We start from the raw sequence: 25,209 nt of genomic DNA, 5'->3' as shown, positions 1-25,209 counted from the left end.
CAGCGCATCCTTAACATATTCTTAACATATTTTCGAGCTTGTGGGCTTGTTTTATTCTTAGATGAGCAAATACAACCGAATGCATGGAAATGAAGCCAACCAACTCCCAAAAACGTTACAAGTACTATCTAATTTCTCTGTAAGCTGCCTGAGCAATTCTATCTTCTGATAAACGAACTGTAACCAAACTGTTGGCGGGTATGAAAAAATCTTCGTTAAATTTTTTCCATAAAATCTTAGAAAAAAATTCCAAACTTGGATTTTGATCTTTAAATTCAGGAAGATCATTTAAGATTCTATCTTGAAAATAGTCGATTAGAGTATTTATTTGTTTGTTGATATCTTCGACATCCACTAAAAAATTATATTGATTTAATAATGCATTTTCAATTTCCAATTCAAAACCATAGTTATGAGAGTGAATACTACTTTCAAAACCAAAATCTTTTCCTATTAAAAAATGCTGGGCAATGAAATCTTTCCGAATTATTAAACTATGCATAGTCAATCCTTTAAATCAAAGTTTATTGATATATACTAAATTTTTTTGATATTGATTTTAAATCTAGATTTAATTCATCTATTTAATTTTACTCAAATAAAGTAATTTAAATGTCAATATATATTAAAGTAGCACATTATTCGTTATAAATTTTACAAGGTATTTACCAATGTCTTGTTTTATTAATTAATTTATTTTTTAATATAAATAATAAAAAAATAATAATAATATTTATATAAAGGAATTAAAATTTATGGAAGACTTGGTTGAGGGAACTGTGAAATGGTTTAATACACAAAAAGGATACGGATTTATTATTTCAAATGAAGTTGAATATTTTGTACATTATAAATTTATCAAAGTGTCAGGTTTTAAAAATTTAACCATAGGGGACAAAGTTTCTTTTATAAAAATTAAAAATGAAAAAGGATACCAAGCTCATGAAGTGAGATTATTAAATTAATTTATCCATAATGAATATCAGTTTTCTTCAGCCTAATACGTATAACATTCCTTAAACATTGGAACCTTCATTTATTGTGTTTCTCCTGCTGTGCTTTATTGACTTTATCGCATACCTCTTCGGTGCTATTTGCCTTGGGAGATACCTTACATACATTTTTGATATCTTTTTTTTCAGGATGCTCCTGTTTTTCTTTTCCTTTTTTCATATCAGTTCTCCTCAAATTATCGTTTAAATTTCTGGTATTAAATGATAAAAGGCATTGAATTAGCAATGCCTTTTATAACTTTTATATTTAATTACGATGATAATAATTATCAATAGTTGACGGCCAAGTTGCCATATCTGGCCAGTTATTTTTATCAAATCCATATTCTTCTTTTAATTGGGATTTATCGATATTAAGTATGAAAGAATCTTCATTATCATTATAACTGATGCTCTTCCAAGGAATGGCAAAATATTTTTCACCTAGCCCTAGAAAGCCTCCAAAAGATAAAACCACATATTTTGTTTCTCCTGTGTGTTTATCTAATACTATTTCTTCCACCTCTCCTAAAGATTCTAGAGCTGGGGATTTTACTTCTTTTCCTATCACATCATCAGTTCTAACTATGCCTAATTTTTTCATATCTTTTCTCCTTAAAAAATACAATTAAATTATAGTTAAAAATTTTGCATAAAAAAAATTGTTTTATATTAAATAAAATTTTCCTGAGAAATCCCCATGCTCCTTCACTTAAATCTAAAAGTTTTTTTAGCTATAATTAAAAGAAATACAGTTCTTAATTTTATTAAATAATGTACTGATACTTTAAGGAATTAAATGGAAATTTAATGGGAGATATCCATGAATAAATACAGCAAAGGTGCGCAAAAAGAAGTAGAAAAAGAGATGCATGAATATAAAAAAGGTGAAGCGCACATCGGCAAAAGCGATAAAAAAGTAAAAAGCAGAAAGCAAGCCGTAGCTATAGGTTTATCCAAAGCAAGAAAGGAAGGTGAAAAAGTACCTCATAAAAAATAATAATGTGATGTTTTATTTGCATAAATAGTATTATATATTTGTTTTTTGCTTTGAATTCAACATGGATCTAAGTTAAGAATACTAATGGAGAGAGATGATGTTAAACGAACATGGAGATAATATCTCTAGAGACATTAATGAGTCAGTAAGTAATCTCGTAGAACAAAATCAAAGATATTTAAAGGACCTGCTTCATTTTTCATCCAGTGGACTCATGAATCCTACAGAATTTTACAAAAACAGCCTCAACCTATTCATTAAGAACACAAATTATTTTCTGGAATATATGCAAAATATATTCTCTCTAATGGAAAAATTTCCACTCACCATGTCTTATGCTCTTAAAGAACAGAATAAAGGGGCAGTTGATAAATTAAAGAACGCCAGAGGTAATAGTGATCAAAATGATTCAAAGTCCAGTAAAAAGAAAAAGAAAAGTCGTTCAAACACCGATGCCCATGCTCAGCTAACAAATGCCAAACAATTACACGGTAATTCTAATGAATTGAAAAGTAAGTCGTAACTGACACTGGACTGGTCTTGAATGAGTAAATATTCAATAGATAAGCAGTTGCTTCAACAGACGCCTTCTATTGAAGAAGCCTTGCAACACTCCAAGAGATTCGATAAAATTTTGAAAATTTGAATAAAAGGAATTTTAATGGCAATAATTTCTGGTGATCAACTTAGACCTAAAAAGAAATTAAAAGTAGATATTTCAAAAAATACCTTAGACCAAATACAACAATATTGTGAATGGGCTTCTATCCAAGATTTAGGTTTCTTCATTGAAGAAGCAAGCATGTTTGTATTTTCAAAAGACAAGGAATGGAAGAAAAAACAGAAAGCAAGTAAAATAAAATAAATTGTCTTTATTGATCCATTTTAATTTCTGTTTTTGCTAATTCAGGGATCTTCGGTCAAATTTTCGCTTTTGGTATTTTCTATTCTTTCCTTTGTTTTAAATTTTTATCCTCCAAATAGCATTTGGCTGATTTTTCGATAAATAGGTTTATATCTTTGATATTTGCCCAGGCACAATATTCATAAATGTCTTTTAATATCACAGGATTAATGCTCGTTTCTAGAGTAATTTTATCCAATGAATTTTTGTTGTTTATCATCAAAAAGACCTCCCCTTCATGAAACTTTATATTACTTACAAAGTAATTCAATAATTCAATGAATGATATAAAGGTAATCCATAGAAAAAGGGGTTGATGTTAATATACTCATGTTTTTGAGTCTGAGGGTTTCAAATATATTAAATATAAATTTTTAAAAAAAGTATATAAAGCTTTGATACATGAACATACTTCAGTTTTAAATAGAATATCTTCTATGTTAATATATTTTGTGTAATCTAATTCAATGCGAGTACAAAGATGGCAATTATTAAACAAAAACCAGATATGAAAAAAGAAAAAATCAAAATTGAATTAAGTGAAGAAACTTATAAAATGATCAACGAATATTGTGCTTGGACTCAGATTGAAGATATTAGTTACTTCATAGAGGAAGCTGCCAATTTTGTCTTTAAAAAAGATAAAGAATGGAAAAAGCATGTTGAAGAAATGAATACACATTGCTAATGTGAGGCCAATATTTTAGGTCATAGTTTCGACCTAAAATATAAAATCATCTAATCCTTTTTAATTTTCCTTATCTATCCGAATGGATATGATTCATTTTGCTTAAATAAAATTGAATTTTGAACCCTCTGTAGCTAATGGATCTACTTGTTTCTATAACTCAAGCCTTCTTCAAAACTCAATTTATTCATCTCGTATTATAATTAATAACATATGGCCATTCATTTTCATGAGCTCTTTATCATGTAAATAAATGAGATTCGAGATTTATCATGTCCGAAAAAATTGTTCTTATGTTCTCATTGATTTTACTTACTGGTTTTATATGCCAATGGTTGGCTTCTTACCTCAAATTACCAGCAATTATTTTTTTACTATTTAGTGGAATATTTTTTGGTCCAGTAATGCATTGGCTTCAACCTGATGAACAATTAGGAACATTACTACCTCCCTTCATTTCATTTTCTGTCGCAGTAATTCTCTTTGAAGGCAGCATGACTTTAAAGTTTTCTAAAATTAAGGGCATTGGTAGTGTAATACGCAATTTAATTAGCGTGGGGGCATTAGTGACTTTTTTAGCAGTCGCTATAGCAACCCATTACTTAATTCATTTTTCATGGCAAATTTCGTTCTTATTTGCTTCGCTTATGACTGTGACCGGTCCTACGGTGATAGCGCCTATGTTAAGGATATTACGACCTAATGACAATGTTGCCAATGTATTACGATGGGAGGGCATTTTAATTGATCCTATTGGTGCTATTTTAGCAGTATTGGTGTTTGAGTTTATTATTTCCAATAATTTATCTCATGGGTTTATATCTGGAGCTTTTATATTTGGAAAAATAGTTATAGTGGGCGTTTCTTTAGGTATTTTAGGAAGTACGCTCCTGGGAATAGCCTTTAAAAGATATTTTTTTCCTCAATATTTACAAAACTTTGCTGTACTGAGCATGATAAGTATCGTTTTTTCCTGCTCAAATTATATTATTCCTGAATCAGGTCTGCTTGCCGTTACTGTTATGGGATTGACGTTTGCTAATATGAAGGGTATTGAATTAGATGATATTTTAAATTTTAAAGAAAGTTTGAGTTTGGTACTTGTCTCAATTTTATTTATTCTTTTAGCTGCTCGAATTAATTTATCTTCTTTTTTAATTTTAGGCTTCCCTGCCCTCTTATTATTTTTGGTTCTACAATTTATTATACGGCCTTTGAATGTATATCTATGCTCTTTAGGGTCATCGTTGACAATGCCAGAAAGGCATATGCTTGCGTGGATAGCCCCTAGAGGAATTGTTGCAGCGGCTATTTCTGCTTTATTTGCCATGCGTTTAGACACTTTAGGTTATGCTGATGCCAACAAACTGGTTCCCCTCACGTTTTTTATGATCATGGGCACCATTATTTTACAAAGCTTAACCGCAAAAACAATCGCATTAAAACTAAAGGTAGCAGAACCAGAACCCCAGGGTTTTCTTATCATTGGAGCTAATAAAGTCGCGCAAGCAATTGCAAAACAATTACAGGAAAATGGTTTTTATGTGTGTCTGGTTGATGAGGAATGGTCCGACCTTAGCGATGCAAAAATGAAAGGATTAAACACTATGTGGGGAAATCCAATCTCTCAGCATGTAGAAAATAATCTAAATTTCTTAAAGTTAAAGTTCTTATTGATCCTTACGCCCTATTTGGAATCCAATATTCTTGCTGCGAAACATTATCGTTATTTTTTTCATGAGCGTGAGATTTTTGCGATTAAAACAATACTGCATCAGGTGGGTCAAAAGGAGGAGCGATTTAGTTTTAAACACAGTGGTCGAAGGGCTTTTACTCAGGAGGTGACCTATGAATATATAGAAAATCTACTCAACCAAGGCGCTAAGATAAAAACAACTGTACTGACAGAACAGTTTTCCTACCAACAGTACCTAAAAAATGAAAAAAATCTATTGGGCACTGCCTTATTTGCAATTGATCCTAAGGGATGCATCTACGTTTTTACAAGTGTACCCAGCTTTAATCCTGGAAATGGATGGAAAATTATTGGTATTTCTTAGTTTAAATCCATGTTAACTTTTTCAGTATCTGAAGATCAATCTATTATTCTATAAAATAATCATAATGACACGCGGTGCTGATTTTGGGCGAGTCATATAGATGTTCTCATCTAAGAAAGAGCCTGAATGGTGCTGAAAGAGGAATTATTTTAATTGTCTTTTCTTCTATGGCATCTTAGATAATTGAGAAGCAATTACCCATAGGAAAGATTTTTTTATAAATTTGTCTAGAACACTCGAAATAAATATGCAAAATGGTGTAAAATTGCTCATATTTAGTTAAATAGGGTTATGCTTTGAAATCAGTTGATGTTGAAAAAAATCTACAAACGCTTGAAGCACGAGTGTCCATAATTGAACGAATTAATGGCATTGCCGTACCCCCATCATCAAAGCAATTAATAGAAAATAAAAAATATCTGGCTAAATCCTCGCCCAAACCCATGTCAGGAAATTGGCTGGGATTTGTTGCTTCAGTATGTTTTATACTTGCAGCATGTTTTATTGTGAAGTTATCCATAGAATCAGGATGGTTAACGCATGAAAAACAACTTGGGGTTGCTACATTGTTAGGAATGGCCTTATTTACAGCAGGAATAGTTATTTCTAATTCAGACAGAATCTATGCTTGTTTTCTACCCGCTGCGGGCGCTACGATTCTATATTTAACCTGTTTTGCTGCATATCAATACTACTTACTCATCTCATTTCAAACTGTGATTGCGATTTCTACTATTGTTTCAGGAGTTTCTGTCTGGTTCTATCTGCGATTTAAACATGATATTTACGCTATTGTAGCAACAATAGGCGCTTACATTGCGCCTATTGTTGCAGGTGTAGAAAACAATGCTATATTTTCTTTGTACTACTTCACCATTTGCTCATTGAATTTTGCCACACTTGCGATATGGGTAGAGTCTCGCACTTTAACGATGATTTCAGCTTACCTGGCTATTTCCATAACCGCAGCCATAGGACTTAAGCTAAATCAAGATATTTTAATTGCAACAGTGCTTGCGCTCAATTTTCTTATTTATTCCGTAGGTACACTATTTCATACTCAATTGACACAAAAACATTTAACTGAAAAAGAGTCCTGGAGCCTTTTTCCAGTCTTATTAATTTTTTATGCAATGGAATATTACTACATCAGCCGTATCGATCAAACGGTGGCTTCGTGGGTATCTTTGGCCTCAGCAGCTCTTTTGATTGGCCTTTATCATTCAGCTAAAAGATGGTTTCCAGACCGACATTTTAATAGTCGTAATGTCGTGCTCACTTTTGTTACACTTGTTTGTTTTCATTCGATTTATCTTGGTCTCTTGCCTTTAAGCCTAAGACCCTGGCTTTTTCCACTTATTGTTTTTACCTGTACTTTATTCCAGGATAAAATCAAACCGATACAAAAGAATATTCCCTCTTTGATACCCTGCGTGGCCCTAGCTGCTATTCTGGGTATTGAATATTTAAGTATTTTGGGACATCTACTTAATGTACAGGAATTCTCTTGGTCTGTAGTCGCTTGTATCTCTTATGCCAGTATCTGGTATCCACTCATAAAAAATCGTAAGGAATTGGTTCAAAGAGAAGAGTATTATTATGTTTTATTAGCAGCTGCTCACCTGCTTGCAATCATGAGTCTCTATCAGTTAACCAATCAATACAGCACTTTGGCTGTATCTTCATCATGGCTTGCCTATGTTCTGGTTATATTATGGGTCTCCACCTTTAGAAAAGATGTTCACATTGCAAAGTCAGTTCTTATCGTTTTATTTTTTGCTGCGGGTAAAGCATTACTTTACGATGCAGCCTCAACGCCTTCAATCCTCCGCACATTATCTTTAATACTCACTGGTATTGTGTTGTATGCCTCAGGTCTGATGATCAGGAAAAAAACGAATTGGAAAGGTAAACTTATCGTGAATGATTCAACAACGACTCAGGATGGATAAATCACTACTGCATTGGATTGCTGTTTATTAGCAGAAAAATTTCTTATTTTCTCAACATAAAAAAGATTGCATTTCATCGCCCTCTGTTTGTAATATAAAAAACCATGGTAACTATTATTTACTAATTCTGCATTTTAATTATTTTTTTTGAATTAAATATAGGAATTTAAAATATGCGCATTGATTTTAGTTTATTAAGACTTTTACATCTTTATAATTATCAAAAAGTTAAAGGTGAACAATGTCCCCTTGAGCTATTTAAACGAAAAATTAATCCAATTGAGCTTTCAACTTGTATGCGGCATTTATATTTATTTAATGAAAGTCAATTTGAACCCCATGCTGAGGAATTCAAACTTACTCTGGAACAGTTAAAAACACCACGTTTACATCAAAAACCAATAGAATTTGATGCGTTACAAGGAGCTCAGGTATATCAATTTCTTCTGTATTGGGTTATTGGAGGTTTAAATAACAAAAAACCATTTGATGATGAACGTATTCTCGGGTCTGTGCGAGCAATTTGCAGAAATTATGAACTTTCTTTATCCTCTATCAAAAGAGAAACATGGGAACAGAATCAACCAGTCATTCTCGCATTACTCTCTGATGCCAAGCATTTGTTAAAACTCACTAAGATGGTTAAACTACCTTTAGAAGAAAAGAAAGCTCTTTTAAAAAAGGTTTGTGAACGCTGTACCTGGGTTAGAGATCTAGGTTTTTTTGAGATTACTCCCAATATTGATTATAGGGCCTTTATTGACCAGGAAGATATGATGGTCCATCTCTACAATATACTAAAATTAGCACGAATAAAAACAGACCTTGAGTTCAATAAAATCTCTACAGATGAAAAAGCTATGGGTTTTGTGTTTTCCTCATCAAAGGATAGATTACGAGAGAAATTACAAAAGATTGAGCAGTTACAAGAAATTTTAATCAGAGAAGAACCTTCTTTAAAAAAAATGGATGAATCCTATATCCAAGACAGTGATTGCAAAGCTCATTAACTTATTTATAAATTTAATTTTGAACAGGTGCTCGAGCTATACCTTGATACTAATCTTTCAAAATGTTTTAGTTTGTTCAAAACAATAAGGCTAACTAAACTGATAAAACAAAGTAGATACATAAATGATTGCGTATCTACTATACCGAGGGCGCCTGCAATAAAGCTAAATAAAGCAGAACAGTTGAATTGGAAAAATAGAGTTAACGCCAGGGTAAAGGCCATTTGTTTCGGGAAAGGTCGTACAACAGCTGAAGTAGCACTCGCAACAATAAACCCCGTCCCAAAATAATAGATCATCATGGGAATTATAAAATTAAGATTAAGTGCATTAAAGAAAATATTAAATAGGAACATGAGAGTCGCAGAAAATGCAAAAATATAAACACCACACGCGACCAACTTCCTGCTTGAGCAATATTGAACCAATAATCCACAGCATGCTGTTCCCACTAAATGCATCACGGCCATACCCGTTTTGGCAAAACCATATTGAATGAAAGTCCAATGGCTGTTTTGGATCAAAATAAATGAAGCAGAAGTATTAAAAGCCGATTCTCCCGCCATCATCAGTGCGGATATTAAGAGATAACCTATAAAAATCGGATGTCGAAAAACACTAATGAGCATGTATTTATTTAATCGATAAATATGAGGAGATTTGGTTTCTTTGATACAAACACTTAAAGGCAATAGCAGCAAAGCATAAGCTGCAACGATTATACAGGCAGTTTGCCAACTCCAATAGCTATTTAGGAGTCCCCCTAAAAAAGGTAAAAAACAAATAAAAAAACCACCCAATGTAAAAAAACAAGCGAAGGATCGGGTTGCTCTTTGCTCATCTTGCGTATCATTGATCATCGCCCTACCCATAAGTATTGTTGCCCCCACTGCGCATCCTTGAAGAAATCTAAAAATCAGTAAGATCAGAATGGAGGTACTTAAAGCAGCAAAAAAATTAGAGAGGATGAACAAAAATAATCCGCCAATATAAATTGGTTTTCTACCAAAATATTCAGAGAGGATTCCCCAAAGAATCATACTAATCGCTTTTCCCAGTAAAAAAAGACTAATGCTTAATTGGGCTATATTCTGTTTCACAGCAAAAAATCCAGCAATCTTGGGTAAAGCGGGGGTAAAAAAATGAATATCCAAATTACCCAAAAACCAAGTCGCTAAGATCAGTATGTAAGATTGATTCTTCATATTTTACTGAAATGTAGTGTGGAAATTTGTTGTTGTTTTGGTGGTACAAAAAGCCAATAAAACTTCCAGGAAATCCCCGCAAACAAAACATAAAAAAAAGCAATAATGAGAAAAAGGCCATTGAAAGGCAGAAAATTAATCAGCAAACCACCTAAAACCAGGCCGAGAAGATTCCCCAATTTAGCAAAAGAATGAGCCAAACCGAGTGCATAACCAGGTAAGGAATAACGATCACTTAAAAGTGCATACAAAGCAGGCAATAATGCAGCTAGAACAATACCCCAAAGAATACGTAAACAAGCAAAGAGATAAAGGTTCATTGTCATTGCTTGGCCTAGCATAAGAATAAAACCTAATAAACTGTATCGCACCAGATAGCGTTGGACTAATCCAGAATTTGAGCGAATTTTATCAAACTGCCGTCCGCATAATTCCGAACTTAAGAGCATGCCAACAGCTGGAAATGAATAAAGTAAACCGATTAGGACTAAATTTTCTGACAAAGAATCCTGAACAAATAGGGTAAATCCTGGATCGGGTAAAAATTTAATGATCTGAGTGAAGGTAATTAAAAAGCAAAGAAAGTAAACGGGGCTAGCACTCACAGGTAATGTTTTTTCTGATTTGCTTTTCATATTTCCTTGTACAGAGGGCAATAAACACTGCATTGTGAGAGATATAAAGAAGCATATAAACATTGAGATTCCGTATAACCCTCTATAATTGGTTAAACTCAGAACAACTCCGCCTATGAATCCAGCGATTGTCGTAGCAATTGCTTTAGCGGATTGTAATCGAGCCAATTGCCTGCTTTTATTGTGCCATTCACAAAGGCTTAATGAATAAGTTTGCATGGAAACAATAAAGCCCGCAAAAGCCCCTTGTAGAATCCGGATAATTAAAATCCATATTAAGGAATGGACAAACATCATGGCCAATTGAGTGAATACTAAAGCCCAGGCTGCACGCATCAACATAGGTTTATACCCATAATAATCTGCTGCCCTACCCCAAATCGGCGCCATAAGGATTTGAGCAAGCATAGGAAGTACCAAACCGAGCATACTGTAAAATACTGCATTTTGAGGCACAACCTCGTTTTGGTTTGCAATCAGCAAAGACAAAAATGGGTTCGTCATTTCTAAAGCCAAAATAATAAAGAATTGACTTAAAAAAAGAAACCATTGGATTGATCTAGGCATAGGTCTTACTCAAAGGATTTTTTATTTTAGAAAATAAATCTTCATTTTGATTTTCATGCAGTCGCATGGAGAGCAAACATTTTTGTTGCCATGGCTCAAATAACAATTGTTTTCGGTGCCAATGATGAATTCTGGGATCTGTTTCTGCACGAAAAACTTCTAAAGAATCATTCACAATTTGTCTTGCACTTTGCCAGAGCATGGTCTTAGAAAGTTTATAATCCACCGTCAAGCAATCAATAACATAAGCCAAATTACTTAATAAATTGCCATGTATGAATTTATTGGATAATTCACTTAGTTCCTTACAGATTATGGTTGAGTCTGGATGTAGCGTGGGTTTATCTACTTTGTCGTAGAAAGGGTGGCTACAAATCTTAATACCTCCCAAATCCCTTAGGATAACTCCTGATGGATGATTTGCTTGAAAGATAATCAGAGTATTTTGTTGGTGTGCCTCTAATGCTATCCCATAACATAGCAACAAATGTAACTGACTTTTCAAAACACATTGACAATATTCTCTAAAAAAACTGACTGGATTACTCTGGCTATGCTCAATGATTTCGCTTAATAAAAAACGTTGACTTACAGGGGAGCGTTTAAATAAAGCAGCCAGGGGAACAATTTTTTGGTTTAATCTTATCCATTGTAACGGGTTTTCACGAATAATGAGACCAAAATGCTTCTTCTCCTCATTGGAAATTGAAGGATGCAAAGCATGAATGCCAGCCAAATCACGCGCTAAAAATAATCGTCCTTTGTAAAATTGATTTTGTGCAAGCAGCTCATTAAGCCATTGTGATAAGTGAGACGAATTACATACTGATGCCGGAGAAACAGTACGCATAGATGAAGTCGTATGAACACCAACAGCCAATTTTAAATGAGGACTATGCTTTGCCAGCGGCATCATGGTTCGAAATGACATCGAAGGTTTCGTTTTTTGATACACTGGATTTAGTATAAACTGGTCCCTCGCAAAACTTTTTGAAAGTGCCTGTAATTTATGAGTCCATTGCCAAGGATGAATAGGTAGCGGGTAATACTCATCAAATTTCAATTTTTTTATTGTTAAAGATTCACGCCACAAATTGTATTCTTTTGTAAAATGATTGCTAAAAAGCCAATGAAATACAGATTTGGAAGCGGATGTAAAGGCCAATGAGTGATGAATTGCCGCCCAAATTACATTCACCTCAGTATTGAACTCAGGAGAATAAATCGCCACTTCTTTACGGTTAAAACCTATCTTGGCACGAAAGTTAGGATGAGAAGGATGTCCCATACAACCCCATTGCTCTAAAAAACCAAGCATGTTTTGCTGCTCAAATTGGTCAATTAACCAGGACCATAAACTTGTATATGATTTCGCCTTTTGCTTAATTTTTTTATGCCATTGATGTTGATAGGCAAGTGCCATAGCTTGATTGGCAATACTTTCATTTAATTCTTCCTGTAATAAATGCCAATTTTTAAAATTATTTTTAGTGGTTTTAGAATGTAATTGTAGGAGAGCAAGATAGGAATCAATGGATTGACTGTTTATATGAGAATGAATTAATCCTTCCGCAATAGCCGCTCTCTGTAAACGATAAAAACACTGCTTATATGAATCCAGCAGAAAGCGTTTCATTTGTTTGGGTGTCACGGAAAAATCCATTTCGAATAATAAAGAACTTAATTGGTCACTTAGTTTATTAGAAATTGAATTCGAGAAAATCATTATTTACCCCTTTTGTTGTCTTCAACATGGCAACGTAAATAGAAAGCTTTTATTGATTTAAATGAATTCGCAAGTTAATGAGAATCATTATCATTAACAATATAAACGATAATAATTCTCATTTGCAATTTATTTCGAGAGTATTTTTTAAATGAAACGTTTTTAATGAGTTGTCATGCAAAAGTTATTCATCTGCACAGAGGATCCAATGATTGATTGGTTTCAACAGGTAGCGACATTCTCAAAAAGATACTCATAATCCATAAAATATTAAAATTGTGTCGTTAAATAAGGCTTAGGCGATGTCGTAATGCCCATTCCTACTCTTTATTTGAAAGTCTCAGGGCTGAGGAAGGAAACCAATCCAGGATCTTGTATTGCAAAAATCCTGGGTTGGTTTCATTATCAGGTTATCCGTTTCAATGTTTTCGTAAGAATTACTTATTTGTTAAATTCTGCAAACAGCGCCAATGTTTTTTCTTTAGATATTTGACCAGCGGAACTTAAACCGGTCAGCTGTTTCCCCTGACGATCATAAAAAAACATTGTTGGGATACCATAAACATGAAATGCTTCACGCATTTTAACTACAGCATCAGTTTTTTTACTAATATCCACCCGAAGATTGATTGAACCTTTCATCGCCTCAATGACTTCTGGTTGATTAAAAACATGTTTGTCCATAGCTTGGCAATCACTACACCACCCAGCAAAAAATTCAATAAATACTCGTTGATTTTTTGCTTTGGCTTCAGCAAGAGTAGAATTCAACGCCTCAAGACTATGAATTTTAATAAAGGGTGCTTTTAATACTGTATGATTTACATCAGTAGGAATGAAGGCTTGATATGCCATAGCCCCCGCTCCCATCATCGATAAAAGCGCCACTCCTTGTAACAATTTTCCGCTCAAATGATGCTCCTGACGAAAAGCGCCAAAAACCCATGCCGCCAAAACTAAAACCAGCATCCACAGTACACTGATCCAAAATGCAGGTGCCACTCGGCTTAATAACCAAACAGCCATTGCGAACATCATTATGGCAAATATTTGCTTGATGCGAATCATCCAAGAACCTGATTTAGGTAAAAATCGGTCCAATCCTGCCCCTACGAGCAGTAAAGGAAGTCCCATTCCTAAAGCCAATACAAACAGCAACAGGCCTCCTTGGACGACCTGTTTGCTTTGCGCGATGAAGGTTAAAATACCAATCAGTGGTGCGGTGACACATGGGGATACAATCAGAGTGGATAAAACACCCATTAAAATTGCTGAGACAACCCCGTGCTGACGGACAGATTTCGAGCCTAATGCTTTAAAGGCGGGAGTGCGCAATTCAAAAACACCCAATAACCATAAAGCCATGAGCGAAAATACAATACTAAATCCTCCTATAATAATGGGTTGCTGCATTAATGTTTGTATTGTGGAACCAAACCATGCAGCCATCATTCCTGCAATAGCATAAGTGCTTGCCATTCCCAAGACATATCCTAAGGATAATTTAAAAGCTTTGCGCCCATTACTGGATCCCTGTCCTGTGATGATACTCGAAAGAATGGGTACCATCGGTAATACACAAGGAGTAAATGCCAATAAAATTCCAAGACCGAAGAAAGCCGCCAAATAAAAAACAGGACTATGATTTTGTATAAACAACATGGCATCGACCGGATTAGCATTATTAAGGCCGGATGCGAAAGCAGAAAAAGAGATACATGCCATAAAGAATGACCAAATTATTTTTTTCATTTTGATTCCTTAAATTAAGTTTTAAATTATTTAAACTAAATTAAGGATTTAATAGGAGGACGGTAAATCTCATCCTGAGGTGAAATATATTTTGAAAAGATGATTAAAAAACCCAGTAAACCAATCAGATTTGCGATGACATTTAAATATTTGGTGTTGAATTCTTCCTGAAACCAATAAGAAGCCGAGAAACAGCTATTGCTCATTATTTGTTGTGCCGAACAAGGGGTGATTGCAATAGAAAGGGCCGCAGGTGCACTTTGAAAAGGACACGTTGGAAGTTTGAGTGGCGCAAGAAAGAGCGCACTCATGAGTAAGAATAAAACAAGTGCAAGATTTTTTCTCATTCAATCATATTAGCATCAATGCTGCAAAAAAGGCAATTATCACAAATTTTCCTCATGGAAGCAGATTTCTAAAGATTATGCTCACTACGTGTCATTCATGCTTTTGTAAGAAGCTTCGATGCGTCGAATCTTTTATACATCAATGGATTAAGAGTGCTTAGTATATAGAAAATGCGAAATATGTATTAAAAACCCTGTTCGTATCAAAACAGGGTTTTCCTTTCTGATATCTTTAGGTAGAACAAGCAGCTTCTAGCTGGCTAGAGCCTAAATTGACAAGATTGATTTGAGTCCCAGACTCTGCACTTACAGATAAACTGCTGTTGTTTTTCACATGAATTAGAGTTCCATGTCCCGCGGATATAGTTTTTCCATTTATAGTACCGCTATTTTTGGTTACATATACTTTGATTTTGCTGTTTTTAGGTTGTGAACTTTGTACGACACATGTGGCATTAAGCGTCCAAAGTGAGTTATTTGCCAGCACCTTCGTTTCGTTCGGGCTAAGTTTAATAATTTTTGCGTTAGCTTGAACAGAGAATAATCCAATGATCATGAAAAGAAATAAAGAGAAAATTTTATTCACGTAGGTATCCTTAATAATAAATTAATTAAAGCGCATTTATTGTGCTTATAGTTTATATTCTAAACACCTAAAATTAAGGTTTTATTAAGAGAAATTCTTTTAATGGAGTTATCTATTTTTTTGGATCAACATATGAGCGCTTATTTAGCACAATATATACTTGTATTGAAATTGATTATTTTTTACTGAGTGAAGATAAATCTGGAGGTTCATAACTCGATTCACGAAGAGTCATCCCTTCAAATAAATCCAAGTTTTCTTCTTTCTCTTCGCTCTCATAGATATTTTCCCAATTTAAGCTTTCCGCATGAGTGACAGGATCTCGAGATTTGACATTTTCTATAATTACGTCCGGAATACCTACAAACATAGGGCTAATCCCTTCTCGGTCGCATTGGAATTTATATTTTAATATCTCTTGATTAATTCTCATTACCTGATCCGTTACTTGGTCATAAATTTCATCTGGAGAAGCTTGAGCTAATTCATTACCTTTTAGTTCTAAATTTTTCAATTTGGCTACGACATTTTCTGTGAACTCAATATCTATTAAAAAAGGCCCCTTTTCCCTATGGGGAGGAATTGCTTCTCCATAGTTTAGTTTGATTGGGGTTGCTTCATTACAACGATTATTCAGGTAATCAAGCAAGATAGCTCCTATAGGGCCAGATTTCTCCTCCATCCAAGCTTGCGACACGTTCATAAAACAACCACGCAAAATCATTTTTCCTGCGTTATTGGGTCCAATTTGTCCTCCAGGTTGTATTTTTGGCATAGCCTCCTCCTTAAAACGCCCGGCCTGTATAATTATAGAACAGTTTTTTAAGCAATATTTATCTTGAAAACATAGGTGAGCTATCGTTTGTCATAGGCAGAATGCTTGTATTGATAAAATAAGTGAGGAGCAAAAAAAACAGTATCTATGTTTAACCTGCAAGCAGATTGAAATGGCACCCTGCTCTTACTGAATCCAAAATAAACCTTGATATATCTCTAATTCGGTCTCTATTATGGGAGCAATAAATGATGTTATTCCTAACTTAAAAGGATTTTGCACTCATGATTAAAAATTTCTCGGTTTACAATGATCGATGTCCTTCGCATAATGTATTAGAAAAAATAAGCGATAAATGGTCCATTTTGATTATCAGCATTTTACTTCAAAAGACTTTACGGTTTGGTGAACTAAAACGGGAAATAAGCGGAATATCTCCAAAAATGCTGACTCAATCATTAAATAAATTAGAGCGTTTAGGTCTTATTTTTAGATGCCCATTTCCAGTGTTACCCATGAAAGTTGAATACTCTTTGACTACTTTAGGAAAAGAATTAGGAACTATTTTAAAATTATTAACTGCATGGACTGAAAAAAATATAGAAGCCATTATGTTTGCTGAACATCAGAGTGTCCCACCGCATGGCTATTGAGGTTATTGGCCGTACCCTTTGCATTCGGTGAGACGCTTCACTACGCCACAATACCCCGAGACTTGTTCGCGGGAAATAAATATGGATTTATATGTGCCTTCTTAGTTAACCTATACAGGTTCCCGGGCCACACCAACCTTTACTTCTTTGGAGCATTTTTTTGCGAACTATTTTTTTTATGATTTTCTCTTTCATTTTTTTCTCCATTATTGACTCAAAACACTCTTATGAGATTATAAAAGCTATTTAAAACAGTCAATTAGTTACCATTTGGTAACTACCAAGAGAATTTTATGGATTGCAGCAACTGGAATATTTATTATAAAAAAACAAAACAATTAACAATTCCTAGAAAAACTGTAGTGAAAGCAATTGAACTATTTCACGACAGAAAAACTTTAAACAATTCTCTATTTGCCATTGATTTAGGTTGTGGGGCGGGCAATGACTCAATTGAGCTTTTAAGGAATAAATGGTCAGTTTTGGCGATTGATTCACAAGTTGATGCCCTGTCTACTTTAGAAAATTCATGTCCTCAAAGTTTGAAAAGCAAACTTGTGACAAAGATAGCCAAATTTGAGACGATACGTTACCTACCACCTTGTCAATTAATCAATGCAAGCTTTAGTCTTCCCTTTGTAAAGAGAGAATTCTTTTATCCGTTTTGGGAAATAATCTTGAATACTTTGTCTCCAAAGGGAATTTTTTCTGGAGCCTTTTTTGGCATAAAGGATGATTGGTATCCTAATAAAGATTCAGATATGACTTTTTTGACCCCGGAAGAATTGGATAATTTATTTATCCCATTTAAAATATTATGGCTTGATGAAAAAGAACATTTTGGAGTAGATGCATCAGGTTCTTATTTCAAATATTGGCATCAATATTTAGTCGTTGCTGAAAAAATATAAAGATACCCGCATTAGTTGAATACGGGAATCTTCGTCAAGCCTGCTGCACTTCATTGAGTTTTAAATGGATGTCGGCAATATCATCCGCTATGACTTGCGTGTCTTTACACAATTTGACATATTCCCTATGTGTAATTAACAGATAGAATATAGCGGAAATGACTAAAATATAATAAATATTTTGATAAAAATATATTAGCCATAAATAGGTGATAAAAGGCGTTGATAATACCAATAAAGTGGAAACTTTCATTTGACGCGCAATTTGTACTGCACCATAAATTACCATTAGAACTGAAATCGACAAATTCATTTTTAGAAAATCATTCGCAGGTAAGGTACTCATCATAATACCCAGAATACAAAAGATGATGATACCAAAAAATCGGGTGCTGGGTTTAATGGCGCCCATACTAATTGGAGCAGCCATATATCCAATTAAATGATATCCAGTAACAATAACCATTAGTGAAGCCCAACTGTCAGAGTTCCAGAGAAATATTGCAGTCAGGGTAAAATTAATCAATAAGGAACGGCGACAGAGATTATATTGCGGATGTAATTTACTTATTGTTTTTTTAGGCATTTGCCCTTCCTTTGCCATAGCATAAAACATTCGAGATGCACCACCCAAATAAGAATATCCTGTACCTGATGGGCTGACGACACTATCAGCGATTAAAATCATTGCCAAGAAATTAACACCGAGCAACATGGCTAAATTAATTAAGGGTGAATGAAAATTAAGAGCCGACCAACCCGAAGACAACATCGAATGGGGTACTGCGCCCATGAACGATAATTGCAATAACATATAAACAAACATGACAATGACTATGGATAGAACAATCGATAATGGAATATTTCGTTTGGGATTTTTGATTTCGCTGGCAAAGGCTACCGCCAATTGGAATCCATTATAAGAATAGATTAATCCTGCAGAAATTATTGCAGTAATTGCGGAACTGATTCCATATTGTGAATTAGAAGGTAAGCTAAAGTTGCTGGTATCAAACCGCATAATCAAGAAAATAAATATAGTAAAAAGTGGACTGAATATTTTAATTACAGTTACAGTATTATTAATTTTGGCTAATAATTTAATTCCAAAGTAATTGATAAATAAATAAATCACTAAAATGCTTAAAGCGAACAATTTACCGGATAAAGTTAAAACATTATCTGCAATCAACATATTACTTTTAAGCGCTGCAGCTAAATATTGAGTTGTCGCTTGAGCCTCTGTACCAATAGTAACCATTAATCCAAACCAATTGGCAAATGCAAAAGGCATACCAAAGATACTATTGTGTGATAAGGCACTGGAGCGAGCAGTAGCTCCACGGACTGGATAGATTGATGCGACTTGCGCAAGGCATAACCCTACAGCCATAACCAATAATGCAGCCAAAATCCATGCAAGAAAAGAATAGTTCCCTGCAATTTTAGCGTTAAGCTGGGCACTAAAAAGCCATCCAGAGCCCACCATGGCCGTTGCAGATAGTGCTGTTGCGCTAAACAAGGAAAGTTTGGCATGCTTACAACTTGAATCCATAATCAATTACCTTAAAAAAATACCCACAAACCTTACACTAAAGTGCAAATTAAATATAAATTTTGCATATTTTTCAGTCAGCGTCAATAGGGCCTATACAAAATCATCTCAAAAAGATAATGAGTTTTTTTAATTCACTATAAAAAAGATTTAATCTTTTTATTAAAATATTGATAAGTTTTTGTTTTATAGAAGATTTTATAGGGTGATGTAGCGTTGCACTGCACCATAATTCGATAGGCCAAACGGCATTAGTTCTATTAATTTTTATGAAAAAATCTGTAAAGACCAGGAATGCAGGTATGGATCTACCTTAATCCAATTGAGTTGAAACACAGATCCACTTAGCCTTATAAAAGCCATTTGGTACATCTTTTTATCCTTCATTGTTGTTTTTCAATATTGCAATTTGTTGTCTTTTGCATTCCATTGTATTTAGCTTGTCCATTAGGAATGCAGAACTATAATTATTATATAACATTTGATACGTTTATAACGAGAATGCCATACCCACATAAAAAACATATGGTTCTGTCCCAAGCTATGGAAGCTTTAAAGATAAGAATAAAAGATGCAGAGGAACAACAGAAACCTTTTTTAGATACGGTTCATAAGAGGAGCAAATTAGCTCAGTATCTTGTTGAGGCGCTACAAAAAGGATTCGGCCTCCTTACTCCTATTTTACAAGCAGCTGAAGAGTTACGAATTACAGGTTTTGCATTTCAAATGTTTGCTGTTATTCCTAATGCCATTACTACATTAACCGATAAGAAAAGCTCAATCGCGAATAAAATTTTAGCTTCTTTTATACTTTTAGGTACTACTGCCCTTGGCATCACTGCTTTTGTTTTAGGAGGAATCGTCGCCGCGGGAATTGGTGTAGCCGTTTCTGCTTTAGCTACCCTCATAGAAGGAGTCTCTTTTATAGGCTCTCTCATTAGCAGGTCTCAGACTAATAAAGCTTATAATGAAAAGAAACTTTTTATGGAGTTAATAAAAAATCGTGATTTTGATACTTTAAAGGAGGAGAAGTATCGAGAACGATTAGTAATTCGGGCTTTAGAATTACAACATCTAATTGAGAAACAATCCATTTTGTCACATGCTCATGCAGAGGAAGAATTAGATTTTATATTACACATTTGTGACCCCCAAAAATATGTGCCCTCAGAGAAAGTAAATGGGATACAAAAGTTTATCAACTTCATTCGTAATACTATGGGCTTACACTTAATACCTCCAGAAGAAGATAAAGTAACCAAGCTCCTTCAATTATATCAGGACAGACAATTACTCATTATCTATTTAGCACAAATGATAAAAATTTTTCAACAAAAAGAAGATGACACAATAAGTAAATTTTTCTTTATAGGAGTTATCAGTGCGATTCAACAAGATATTGCTGAATTGGATAAAGAAGTTGAAACCCTTACAGAGCCCTTACATGAATTAGAACGCAACCATATTATAGCTAAAGAAGCCATAGCAAAATCTACTGTGAATTTAGCACTAGGTGCAGGCGCTCTGACTTTGTCTGTTGTGGGATTGGTTATATTACTCGGAACACTAGCTGCCCCACCAATTCTGGGACCCGTTTTAATCGGATTTGGTGTAGGTTTAGCAGTATTTGGAGTTATCAAATGGGGTTTAGAACTTTATTTTAAACGTCAAGATGAAAAAATCATGAAAGAGCGTGAAAAGGAAAATAAATTAATCATACTTGAGGAATCTCTTAAATTTTATGATGAGCATCCTTCATGCAGTTATTCAGCAGCATTACGCCCTATTTTGAATTCACCTAAAATAACATCCATAGATCCCCAAGCCTCAATGAAGGAAATAGAAATGGTCAATCTCGAGCATAGTGCTTCAGAAACATCCCCTACTATAGAGACATCTCAATTTCAAAATGAATCGAAAGGGTTCTAATTAGCTTTATCATCCTGATTCTGACCAATTTTTTTATGGCCGTCTGTCCATTTTTCTAAAGGTATGTTAAAGGAGAAAACCATAAAAAATTCTCACTTACAGGAAGAGATTAAATCTTTATGAAACAATGAAAAACGGTTGGAACCTGGTGATGGTTTCTTTACGAAAGCGGTAGTAGCAACAGGTGTAGCTGCTGCAAGTATTTTCTAGGCAGTCAGGTGCTGTAACTAATTTAAAAATTGTATATTTAATCTAAAGGTGAGTGACTAATGAGCGAGCCATTCAGCACCGGCCATGTTGTTTTAATTTTGACAAGTATTATGAAAAGAAATTTCTCAATTTTTCAATTTCAAACCTATAATAAAATAAAATAATCGAACAGGGATGATATCTATGAAAATATATCAAGGACTGTGTCTCCTCGCTTTATTTTTTTATCAAAATACATATGCTGAAGAAGCACTATCAGCCCCTAGCGGCCAATCTCCTCAATGTGAAAAAGCTTATGAGAGTGCCGGACAGATAAAAACGATTGGTAATGTTTTTAATACTTTATCCAGTGCATGTCATGATGCTGGGGGAATGAAATTAATGCATCAAATATTAGTTTCGGAAAATGGTAATGAGCCGACAGGTGTTCTATTTACTTGCACAGGAAGTGATTCAAATTATGTCGTTCTCTCCTGCCTCTTTCCAACGAGCCTGGAGAGTTAATAAACAATTGACACATTATTCTTAATACATTGAAAGAATAACGTTTATCACTGCGATTTTGAATATTTACAAGGTGTTTGACAGACTATGAACAGACTTATCCACAGAAAATGTGAATAACTAAAAGAAAAATTTGATTAAAAAGATAAATAGATAAAGGTCAAGAAGACGGTTTTCTATTTAGCTATTTTATTAGGATTGATTCACATTGAAAAAATATCCACAGACAGGATATTTAAAAAGAAAATAAGGCATTGCTATCTTAACAAATAAAATTTAAAAAAACAGACTTGACTCCATATATTTTTTTATTTTACAAAATGATTCCGCATTATATATACCAATTCACACATAAAAATCGGACATATATTTCACATTGTGATAAAATTATACAAATCTCATCTGGGTATCTTTAAGCGGATATATATCCTTATGCCCCAAGTAACCGCAACCAGCATCTATATTTTTTGCGTATTTTTTTTGGCAAGCGCACTCATTGAGTCCATGTCCTTTAATGCGCTTAGTTCATCAGAAAAAGAAATTTTATATTACCGGAAAAAACTACCGTTTATGACTGACTTATACAGTATAGGAAAAGTTTTTTGCGTTTCATTCCTTGTTATTTATATCACACCTTGGAAAATACAATATAAAACCATCCTCTATAGTAATACTCAGGAACTGGTTTTTATTTATCATATCTTAATGGTTTTTTTTGTAGTAGCTTTTGTTCCCGTTATTCAATATTTACAAAGGGATATTCAGAATAAAAAACTACCCCATTGGTACCTCAGAAATATTTTAGTGGGCGATTACATACATCTCTGGGGTATTCTATTTGCATGTTATGCTTCAATACCCAAATTTTAGATAAGTTGTCCGAGGCCGAACGGCATACGTATGGCAAGTAAACCATACGTGCCTTATTAATATTTATTGATTTTAAATGATGGGAGGGACAATTTTGTAAGGTACCAGTTCACAATATTTCTTCCAATCTTCACCATATTTCCCAGAACAACGTTTATCATCCCGGAAGGCCCTGTCAAATAACAGAACTGTTAAAAAGGAAAGATAAAAATAGGGTGCAAAATTCTCAAACAATGCCGGCACGGACCAAAAAAAGGTACCTGCTAGTTCTGGAATATAGTGAAAATGACGTGCGATTCCCCACCAACCCGAAGCAAGTAATATGGTTTGTTTTTTATGTCCTTCTGTAGTTTTATAATGAGCCAATACCGTAAGAGGTTTCTTACCCCATATTTTGCACTCACCGTGGGTTGCCCGCGCAACTAACCTTTGTTTGTCAGCTAGATAATTTATGATAATACTTACAGAACCCAATATTAAAATAAGCGCTGCCCATATAAATGATAGATGGATTGGGTGATGCACGAGATACATACTTGGGGAAGTATACACGCAGGGAACCCATACCATACAGCCCCAACAGATATAAAAACCTGCACGATCATGCATGATATCCAGTGAACGTAAATAGCCTTTTTCCCAAATATAAAATTTGGTCAGATAAATAAATTGCAATAAGACCGAGACAACCATGGAGTTGGACAAACCATCTAATTCTGATTGTTTCGCACAGTAGGAAATAAGGAATAAACCCCAGCTCATCATTCCGAAGCGGCAAGTGATGAATTTTTTTATGCTCCACCCTAATACTTGAGGATAAAGCTCAGTGCCCCAATAATAATCAAATAAAAAGTTATTCGTTATCCCTGAATCGGTTGTAGAAGGAAAGAAACGTCCTTTAAGATATAAAAAAATACAGAAAATGAGGCTTAAAAGATTCAATGCACCAAAAAGCGCCCCAAGATTGTCATAAAGTATAGAAGCAGGAAATAAATTGAAGCCAAACGACGCGATACAAAAAGACATGATGGTCACGGCAAAAGCCAAAATCCCATTCTCTTTATAAGTAGGGACATTCCCATGGGGGGTTATGGGGCCGCTAAATTTTTTTCCAGGCAAAATACGCATTAAAGCAAGTTCAAATACAACAAAAATAAAAATCATATTCCAGGCAGTAGAAGAACCCCAAAAATAGGGTTTCCATACCGTGACTACAGTTTGCAGAAATCCGTCCTGAGTCAACAGCTGCCACAGTGCAGAGAGAGATCCTTGAAGTTGAGTATTCGTATACCACATCAACATCACAAAAACGGGACAGGAAAGAATAAGAAATAAGGGCCCTAAGGTATTCCTAAGATTAAACTTCATAATGTTTCCTTACATATATCAATAATAAGAATCATAATATACATGAAAATAAATGATTTAGTACCCATCCTTTTGATTAAACAATGAGAATTTTAGCCTATTTGCTTTAGTCCCAACTTTAATATTTAATTTATTGTATCAGCACTTAAAAAGTAAGCATCATGTCTAAATACCATATTGAACAAATGACCCAAGAAGAGGTGACAATCGCTGTGGAATGGGCGCGAAAAGAAGGCTGGAATCCCGGATTAAATGATGCATCATGTTTTTATCAAACCGATCCGAACGGTTTTTTTGCTGGTAAGTTAAATGATCGAATTATTGCAGTCGGATCCGCTGTAATTTATGACGATTCTTTTGCATTTTGTGGCTTATATATGGTGGACAGAAAATATCGTGGCCAAGGTTATGGAATCGAATTAACCCATGCCCGGTTGGCTTATGTTGGTGATCGGAATGCAGGTATAGATGGTGTCTTAAATATGATTGATACCTATGCTCAAATTGGTTATCAATTTGCCCACAATAATGCAAGGTATGCTTTAGATCACTCACCGATCGATGCACCCAAATACAATTCCCACTTGATGCAGCTCAAAGCGACTCCTAAGGAACAATTAATTCAATATGATAGGCGGTATTTTCCTGCATCCAGAGAACAATTTCTCTGCCGATGGATAAACCAGGATACTGCATTTGGTTTAGGTTATGTTCAGGAAAACCAATTGAAAGGCTATGGAGTTATCCGGAAATGTTTTGAAGGCTATAAAATAGGTCCTCTATTTGCAGATAATGCGTTTATTGCTGAAAGTCTGTTCCAGCATTTAATTCAATACGCAAAGAATGACATTGTTTATCTTGATATCCCGGAAAATAATCCCTCTGCAGTCGAATTGGTTAAAAAATACAACATGGATAAAGTCTTTGCCACTGCACGGATGTATTTAAAGGGACCGCCGGACATAGCAATTGAAGGAATTTATGGAATGACAACATTTGAATTAGGATAA

Annotated in this window: 27 protein-coding genes; 14 read left to right on the top strand and 13 right to left on the bottom strand. The window is 34.4% G+C overall.

The genetic code is table 11. The features are described 5' to 3' along the window. Positions 1 to 124: 124 nt before the first annotated feature. A complete protein-coding gene (locus BU07_RS0109215) occupies positions 125 to 502 on the bottom strand; it encodes a 6-pyruvoyl trahydropterin synthase family protein (protein WP_031565402.1) in 378 nt (125 codons plus the stop codon). Positions 503 to 755: 253 nt separating this feature from the next. Here BU07_RS0109215 and BU07_RS0109210 point away from each other — a divergent pair, with 253 nt between their 5' ends. Further along, positions 756 to 965, top strand: a complete 210-nt coding sequence (locus BU07_RS0109210) for a cold-shock protein (protein WP_031565400.1) — start codon at positions 756 to 758, stop codon at positions 963 to 965. A 67-nt stretch (positions 966 to 1,032) separates the two neighbouring features. Here the strand turns inward: BU07_RS0109210 and BU07_RS17425 are convergent, their stop codons facing one another. Next, positions 1,033 to 1,173, bottom strand: a complete 141-nt coding sequence (locus BU07_RS17425; RefSeq protein ID WP_154659370.1) for a hypothetical protein — start codon at positions 1,171 to 1,173, stop codon at positions 1,033 to 1,035. An 87-nt stretch (positions 1,174 to 1,260) separates the two neighbouring features. Continuing rightward, entirely contained in the window at positions 1,261 to 1,596 is a 336-nt protein-coding gene (locus tag BU07_RS0109200; RefSeq protein WP_031565398.1) for a PRC-barrel domain-containing protein, read from the bottom strand. Positions 1,597 to 1,809: 213 nt separating this feature from the next. On the opposite strand from BU07_RS0109200, the gene BU07_RS17420 reads away from it, so the two are divergent. The 3 genes from BU07_RS17420 (at position 1,810) to BU07_RS0109185 (ending at position 2,857) form a co-directional block, all read left to right on the top strand. Continuing rightward, positions 1,810 to 1,992 (top strand): DUF6496 domain-containing protein, encoded by a 183-nt coding sequence (locus tag BU07_RS17420; RefSeq protein ID WP_115262293.1) that lies wholly within the window; start codon positions 1,810 to 1,812, stop codon positions 1,990 to 1,992. Between the two features lie 94 nt (positions 1,993 to 2,086). Continuing rightward, on the top strand, positions 2,087 to 2,515 hold the full coding sequence (locus BU07_RS0109190) for a hypothetical protein (RefSeq protein ID WP_133134461.1): 429 nt from the start codon (positions 2,087 to 2,089) through the stop codon (positions 2,513 to 2,515). A 138-nt stretch (positions 2,516 to 2,653) separates the two neighbouring features. Continuing rightward, positions 2,654 to 2,857: a hypothetical protein gene (locus BU07_RS0109185; RefSeq protein ID WP_031565394.1), complete on the top strand. Its 204-nt coding sequence runs from the start codon at positions 2,654 to 2,656 to the stop codon at positions 2,855 to 2,857. A gap of 79 nt (positions 2,858 to 2,936) precedes the next feature. Here BU07_RS0109185 and BU07_RS0109180 read toward each other — a convergent pair whose 3' ends face one another. After that, complete coding sequence (locus BU07_RS0109180; RefSeq protein ID WP_031565392.1) at positions 2,937 to 3,116, bottom strand: hypothetical protein; 180 nt, start codon at positions 3,114 to 3,116, stop codon at positions 2,937 to 2,939. Between the two features lie 261 nt (positions 3,117 to 3,377). On the opposite strand from BU07_RS0109180, the gene BU07_RS0109175 reads away from it, so the two are divergent. The 4 genes from BU07_RS0109175 to BU07_RS0109160 all read left to right on the top strand — a co-directional run bounded on the left by BU07_RS0109175 (position 3,378) and on the right by BU07_RS0109160 (position 8,606). After that, on the top strand, positions 3,378 to 3,584 hold the full coding sequence (locus BU07_RS0109175; RefSeq protein WP_031565391.1) for a hypothetical protein: 207 nt from the start codon (positions 3,378 to 3,380) through the stop codon (positions 3,582 to 3,584). A gap of 272 nt (positions 3,585 to 3,856) precedes the next feature. After that, positions 3,857 to 5,644 carry a cation:proton antiporter gene (locus BU07_RS0109170; RefSeq protein WP_031565389.1) on the top strand — a complete coding sequence of 596 codons (1,788 nt, stop codon included), beginning with the start codon at positions 3,857 to 3,859 and terminating at the stop codon, positions 5,642 to 5,644. A gap of 296 nt (positions 5,645 to 5,940) precedes the next feature. After that, positions 5,941 to 7,596: a DUF2339 domain-containing protein gene (locus tag BU07_RS0109165; RefSeq protein ID WP_031565387.1), complete on the top strand. Its 1,656-nt coding sequence runs from the start codon at positions 5,941 to 5,943 to the stop codon at positions 7,594 to 7,596. A gap of 173 nt (positions 7,597 to 7,769) precedes the next feature. Continuing rightward, entirely contained in the window at positions 7,770 to 8,606 is an 837-nt protein-coding gene (locus tag BU07_RS0109160; protein ID WP_031565384.1) for a hypothetical protein, read from the top strand. Between the two features lie 5 nt (positions 8,607 to 8,611). Here the strand turns inward: BU07_RS0109160 and BU07_RS0109155 are convergent, their stop codons facing one another. The 7 genes from BU07_RS0109155 to BU07_RS0109125 all read right to left on the bottom strand — a co-directional run bounded on the left by BU07_RS0109155 (position 8,612) and on the right by BU07_RS0109125 (position 16,199). After that, complete coding sequence (locus BU07_RS0109155) at positions 8,612 to 9,811, bottom strand: MFS transporter (protein ID WP_031565383.1); 1,200 nt, start codon at positions 9,809 to 9,811, stop codon at positions 8,612 to 8,614. Further along, positions 9,808 to 11,013, bottom strand: a complete 1,206-nt coding sequence (locus BU07_RS0109150; protein WP_031565380.1) for an MFS transporter — start codon at positions 11,011 to 11,013, stop codon at positions 9,808 to 9,810. Before BU07_RS0109150 ends, BU07_RS0109155 begins: the two co-directional genes overlap by 4 nt. Beyond that, the gene (locus tag BU07_RS0109145) at positions 11,006 to 12,739 is read right to left on the bottom strand and encodes an IucA/IucC family protein (RefSeq protein WP_031565379.1); all 1,734 of its coding nucleotides are present in this window, start codon (positions 12,737 to 12,739) and stop codon (positions 11,006 to 11,008) included. The genes BU07_RS0109150 and BU07_RS0109145 overlap by 8 nt, the downstream gene beginning before the upstream one ends. Positions 12,740 to 13,180: 441 nt before the next feature. Beyond that, the gene (locus tag BU07_RS0109140) at positions 13,181 to 14,491 is read right to left on the bottom strand and encodes a protein-disulfide reductase DsbD family protein (protein WP_031565376.1); all 1,311 of its coding nucleotides are present in this window, start codon (positions 14,489 to 14,491) and stop codon (positions 13,181 to 13,183) included. 35 nt (positions 14,492 to 14,526) lie between these two features. After that, entirely contained in the window at positions 14,527 to 14,838 is a 312-nt protein-coding gene (locus tag BU07_RS0109135) for a hypothetical protein (RefSeq protein WP_031565374.1), read from the bottom strand. Positions 14,839 to 15,070: 232 nt separating this feature from the next. Next, on the bottom strand, positions 15,071 to 15,424 hold the full coding sequence (locus BU07_RS0109130) for a hypothetical protein (RefSeq protein ID WP_031565372.1): 354 nt from the start codon (positions 15,422 to 15,424) through the stop codon (positions 15,071 to 15,073). A gap of 175 nt (positions 15,425 to 15,599) precedes the next feature. Beyond that, positions 15,600 to 16,199, bottom strand: coding sequence for a hypothetical protein (locus BU07_RS0109125; protein ID WP_031565370.1), 600 nt, complete (start codon positions 16,197 to 16,199; stop codon positions 15,600 to 15,602). 284 nt (positions 16,200 to 16,483) lie between these two features. On the opposite strand from BU07_RS0109125, the gene BU07_RS0109120 reads away from it, so the two are divergent. Both BU07_RS0109120 and BU07_RS0109110 read left to right on the top strand, forming a co-directional pair. Further along, positions 16,484 to 16,852: a winged helix-turn-helix transcriptional regulator gene (locus BU07_RS0109120; protein ID WP_031565368.1), complete on the top strand. Its 369-nt coding sequence runs from the start codon at positions 16,484 to 16,486 to the stop codon at positions 16,850 to 16,852. A 293-nt stretch (positions 16,853 to 17,145) separates the two neighbouring features. Beyond that, positions 17,146 to 17,763, top strand: coding sequence for a class I SAM-dependent methyltransferase (locus tag BU07_RS0109110; protein ID WP_031565367.1), 618 nt, complete (start codon positions 17,146 to 17,148; stop codon positions 17,761 to 17,763). A 34-nt stretch (positions 17,764 to 17,797) separates the two neighbouring features. On the opposite strand, the gene BU07_RS0109105 is transcribed toward BU07_RS0109110, so the two are convergent. After that, positions 17,798 to 19,318, bottom strand: coding sequence for an APC family permease (locus BU07_RS0109105; RefSeq protein WP_031565365.1), 1,521 nt, complete (start codon positions 19,316 to 19,318; stop codon positions 17,798 to 17,800). 501 nt (positions 19,319 to 19,819) lie between these two features. Here BU07_RS0109105 and BU07_RS0109100 point away from each other — a divergent pair. The 3 genes from BU07_RS0109100 to BU07_RS0109085 all read left to right on the top strand — a co-directional run bounded on the left by BU07_RS0109100 (position 19,820) and on the right by BU07_RS0109085 (position 22,831). Beyond that, the gene (locus BU07_RS0109100) at positions 19,820 to 21,247 is read left to right on the top strand and encodes a T4SS effector SidA family protein (protein ID WP_031565363.1); all 1,428 of its coding nucleotides are present in this window, start codon (positions 19,820 to 19,822) and stop codon (positions 21,245 to 21,247) included. Positions 21,248 to 21,640: 393 nt separating this feature from the next. Further along, positions 21,641 to 21,961, top strand: a complete 321-nt coding sequence (locus tag BU07_RS0109090) for a hypothetical protein (protein WP_031565361.1) — start codon at positions 21,641 to 21,643, stop codon at positions 21,959 to 21,961. A gap of 432 nt (positions 21,962 to 22,393) precedes the next feature. Further along, positions 22,394 to 22,831: a hypothetical protein gene (locus BU07_RS0109085; protein WP_031565359.1), complete on the top strand. Its 438-nt coding sequence runs from the start codon at positions 22,394 to 22,396 to the stop codon at positions 22,829 to 22,831. A 72-nt stretch (positions 22,832 to 22,903) separates the two neighbouring features. Here BU07_RS0109085 and BU07_RS0109080 read toward each other — a convergent pair whose 3' ends face one another. Next, a complete protein-coding gene (locus tag BU07_RS0109080) occupies positions 22,904 to 24,199 on the bottom strand; it encodes a phosphatidylethanolamine N-methyltransferase family domain-containing protein (RefSeq protein ID WP_031565357.1) in 1,296 nt (431 codons plus the stop codon). 161 nt (positions 24,200 to 24,360) lie between these two features. Here BU07_RS0109080 and BU07_RS0109075 point away from each other — a divergent pair, with 161 nt between their 5' ends. Further along, complete coding sequence (locus BU07_RS0109075; protein WP_031565354.1) at positions 24,361 to 25,209, top strand: GNAT family N-acetyltransferase; 849 nt, start codon at positions 24,361 to 24,363, stop codon at positions 25,207 to 25,209.

The sequence above is a fragment of the Legionella wadsworthii DSM 21896 = ATCC 33877 genome, from assembly GCF_000701265.1.
GTDB classification, from domain to species: Bacteria; Pseudomonadota; Gammaproteobacteria; order Legionellales; family Legionellaceae; genus Legionella; species Legionella wadsworthii.
Note: the sequence above shows the minus strand (reverse complement) of the source record. Positions and strands in the feature narration are given on the sequence as shown.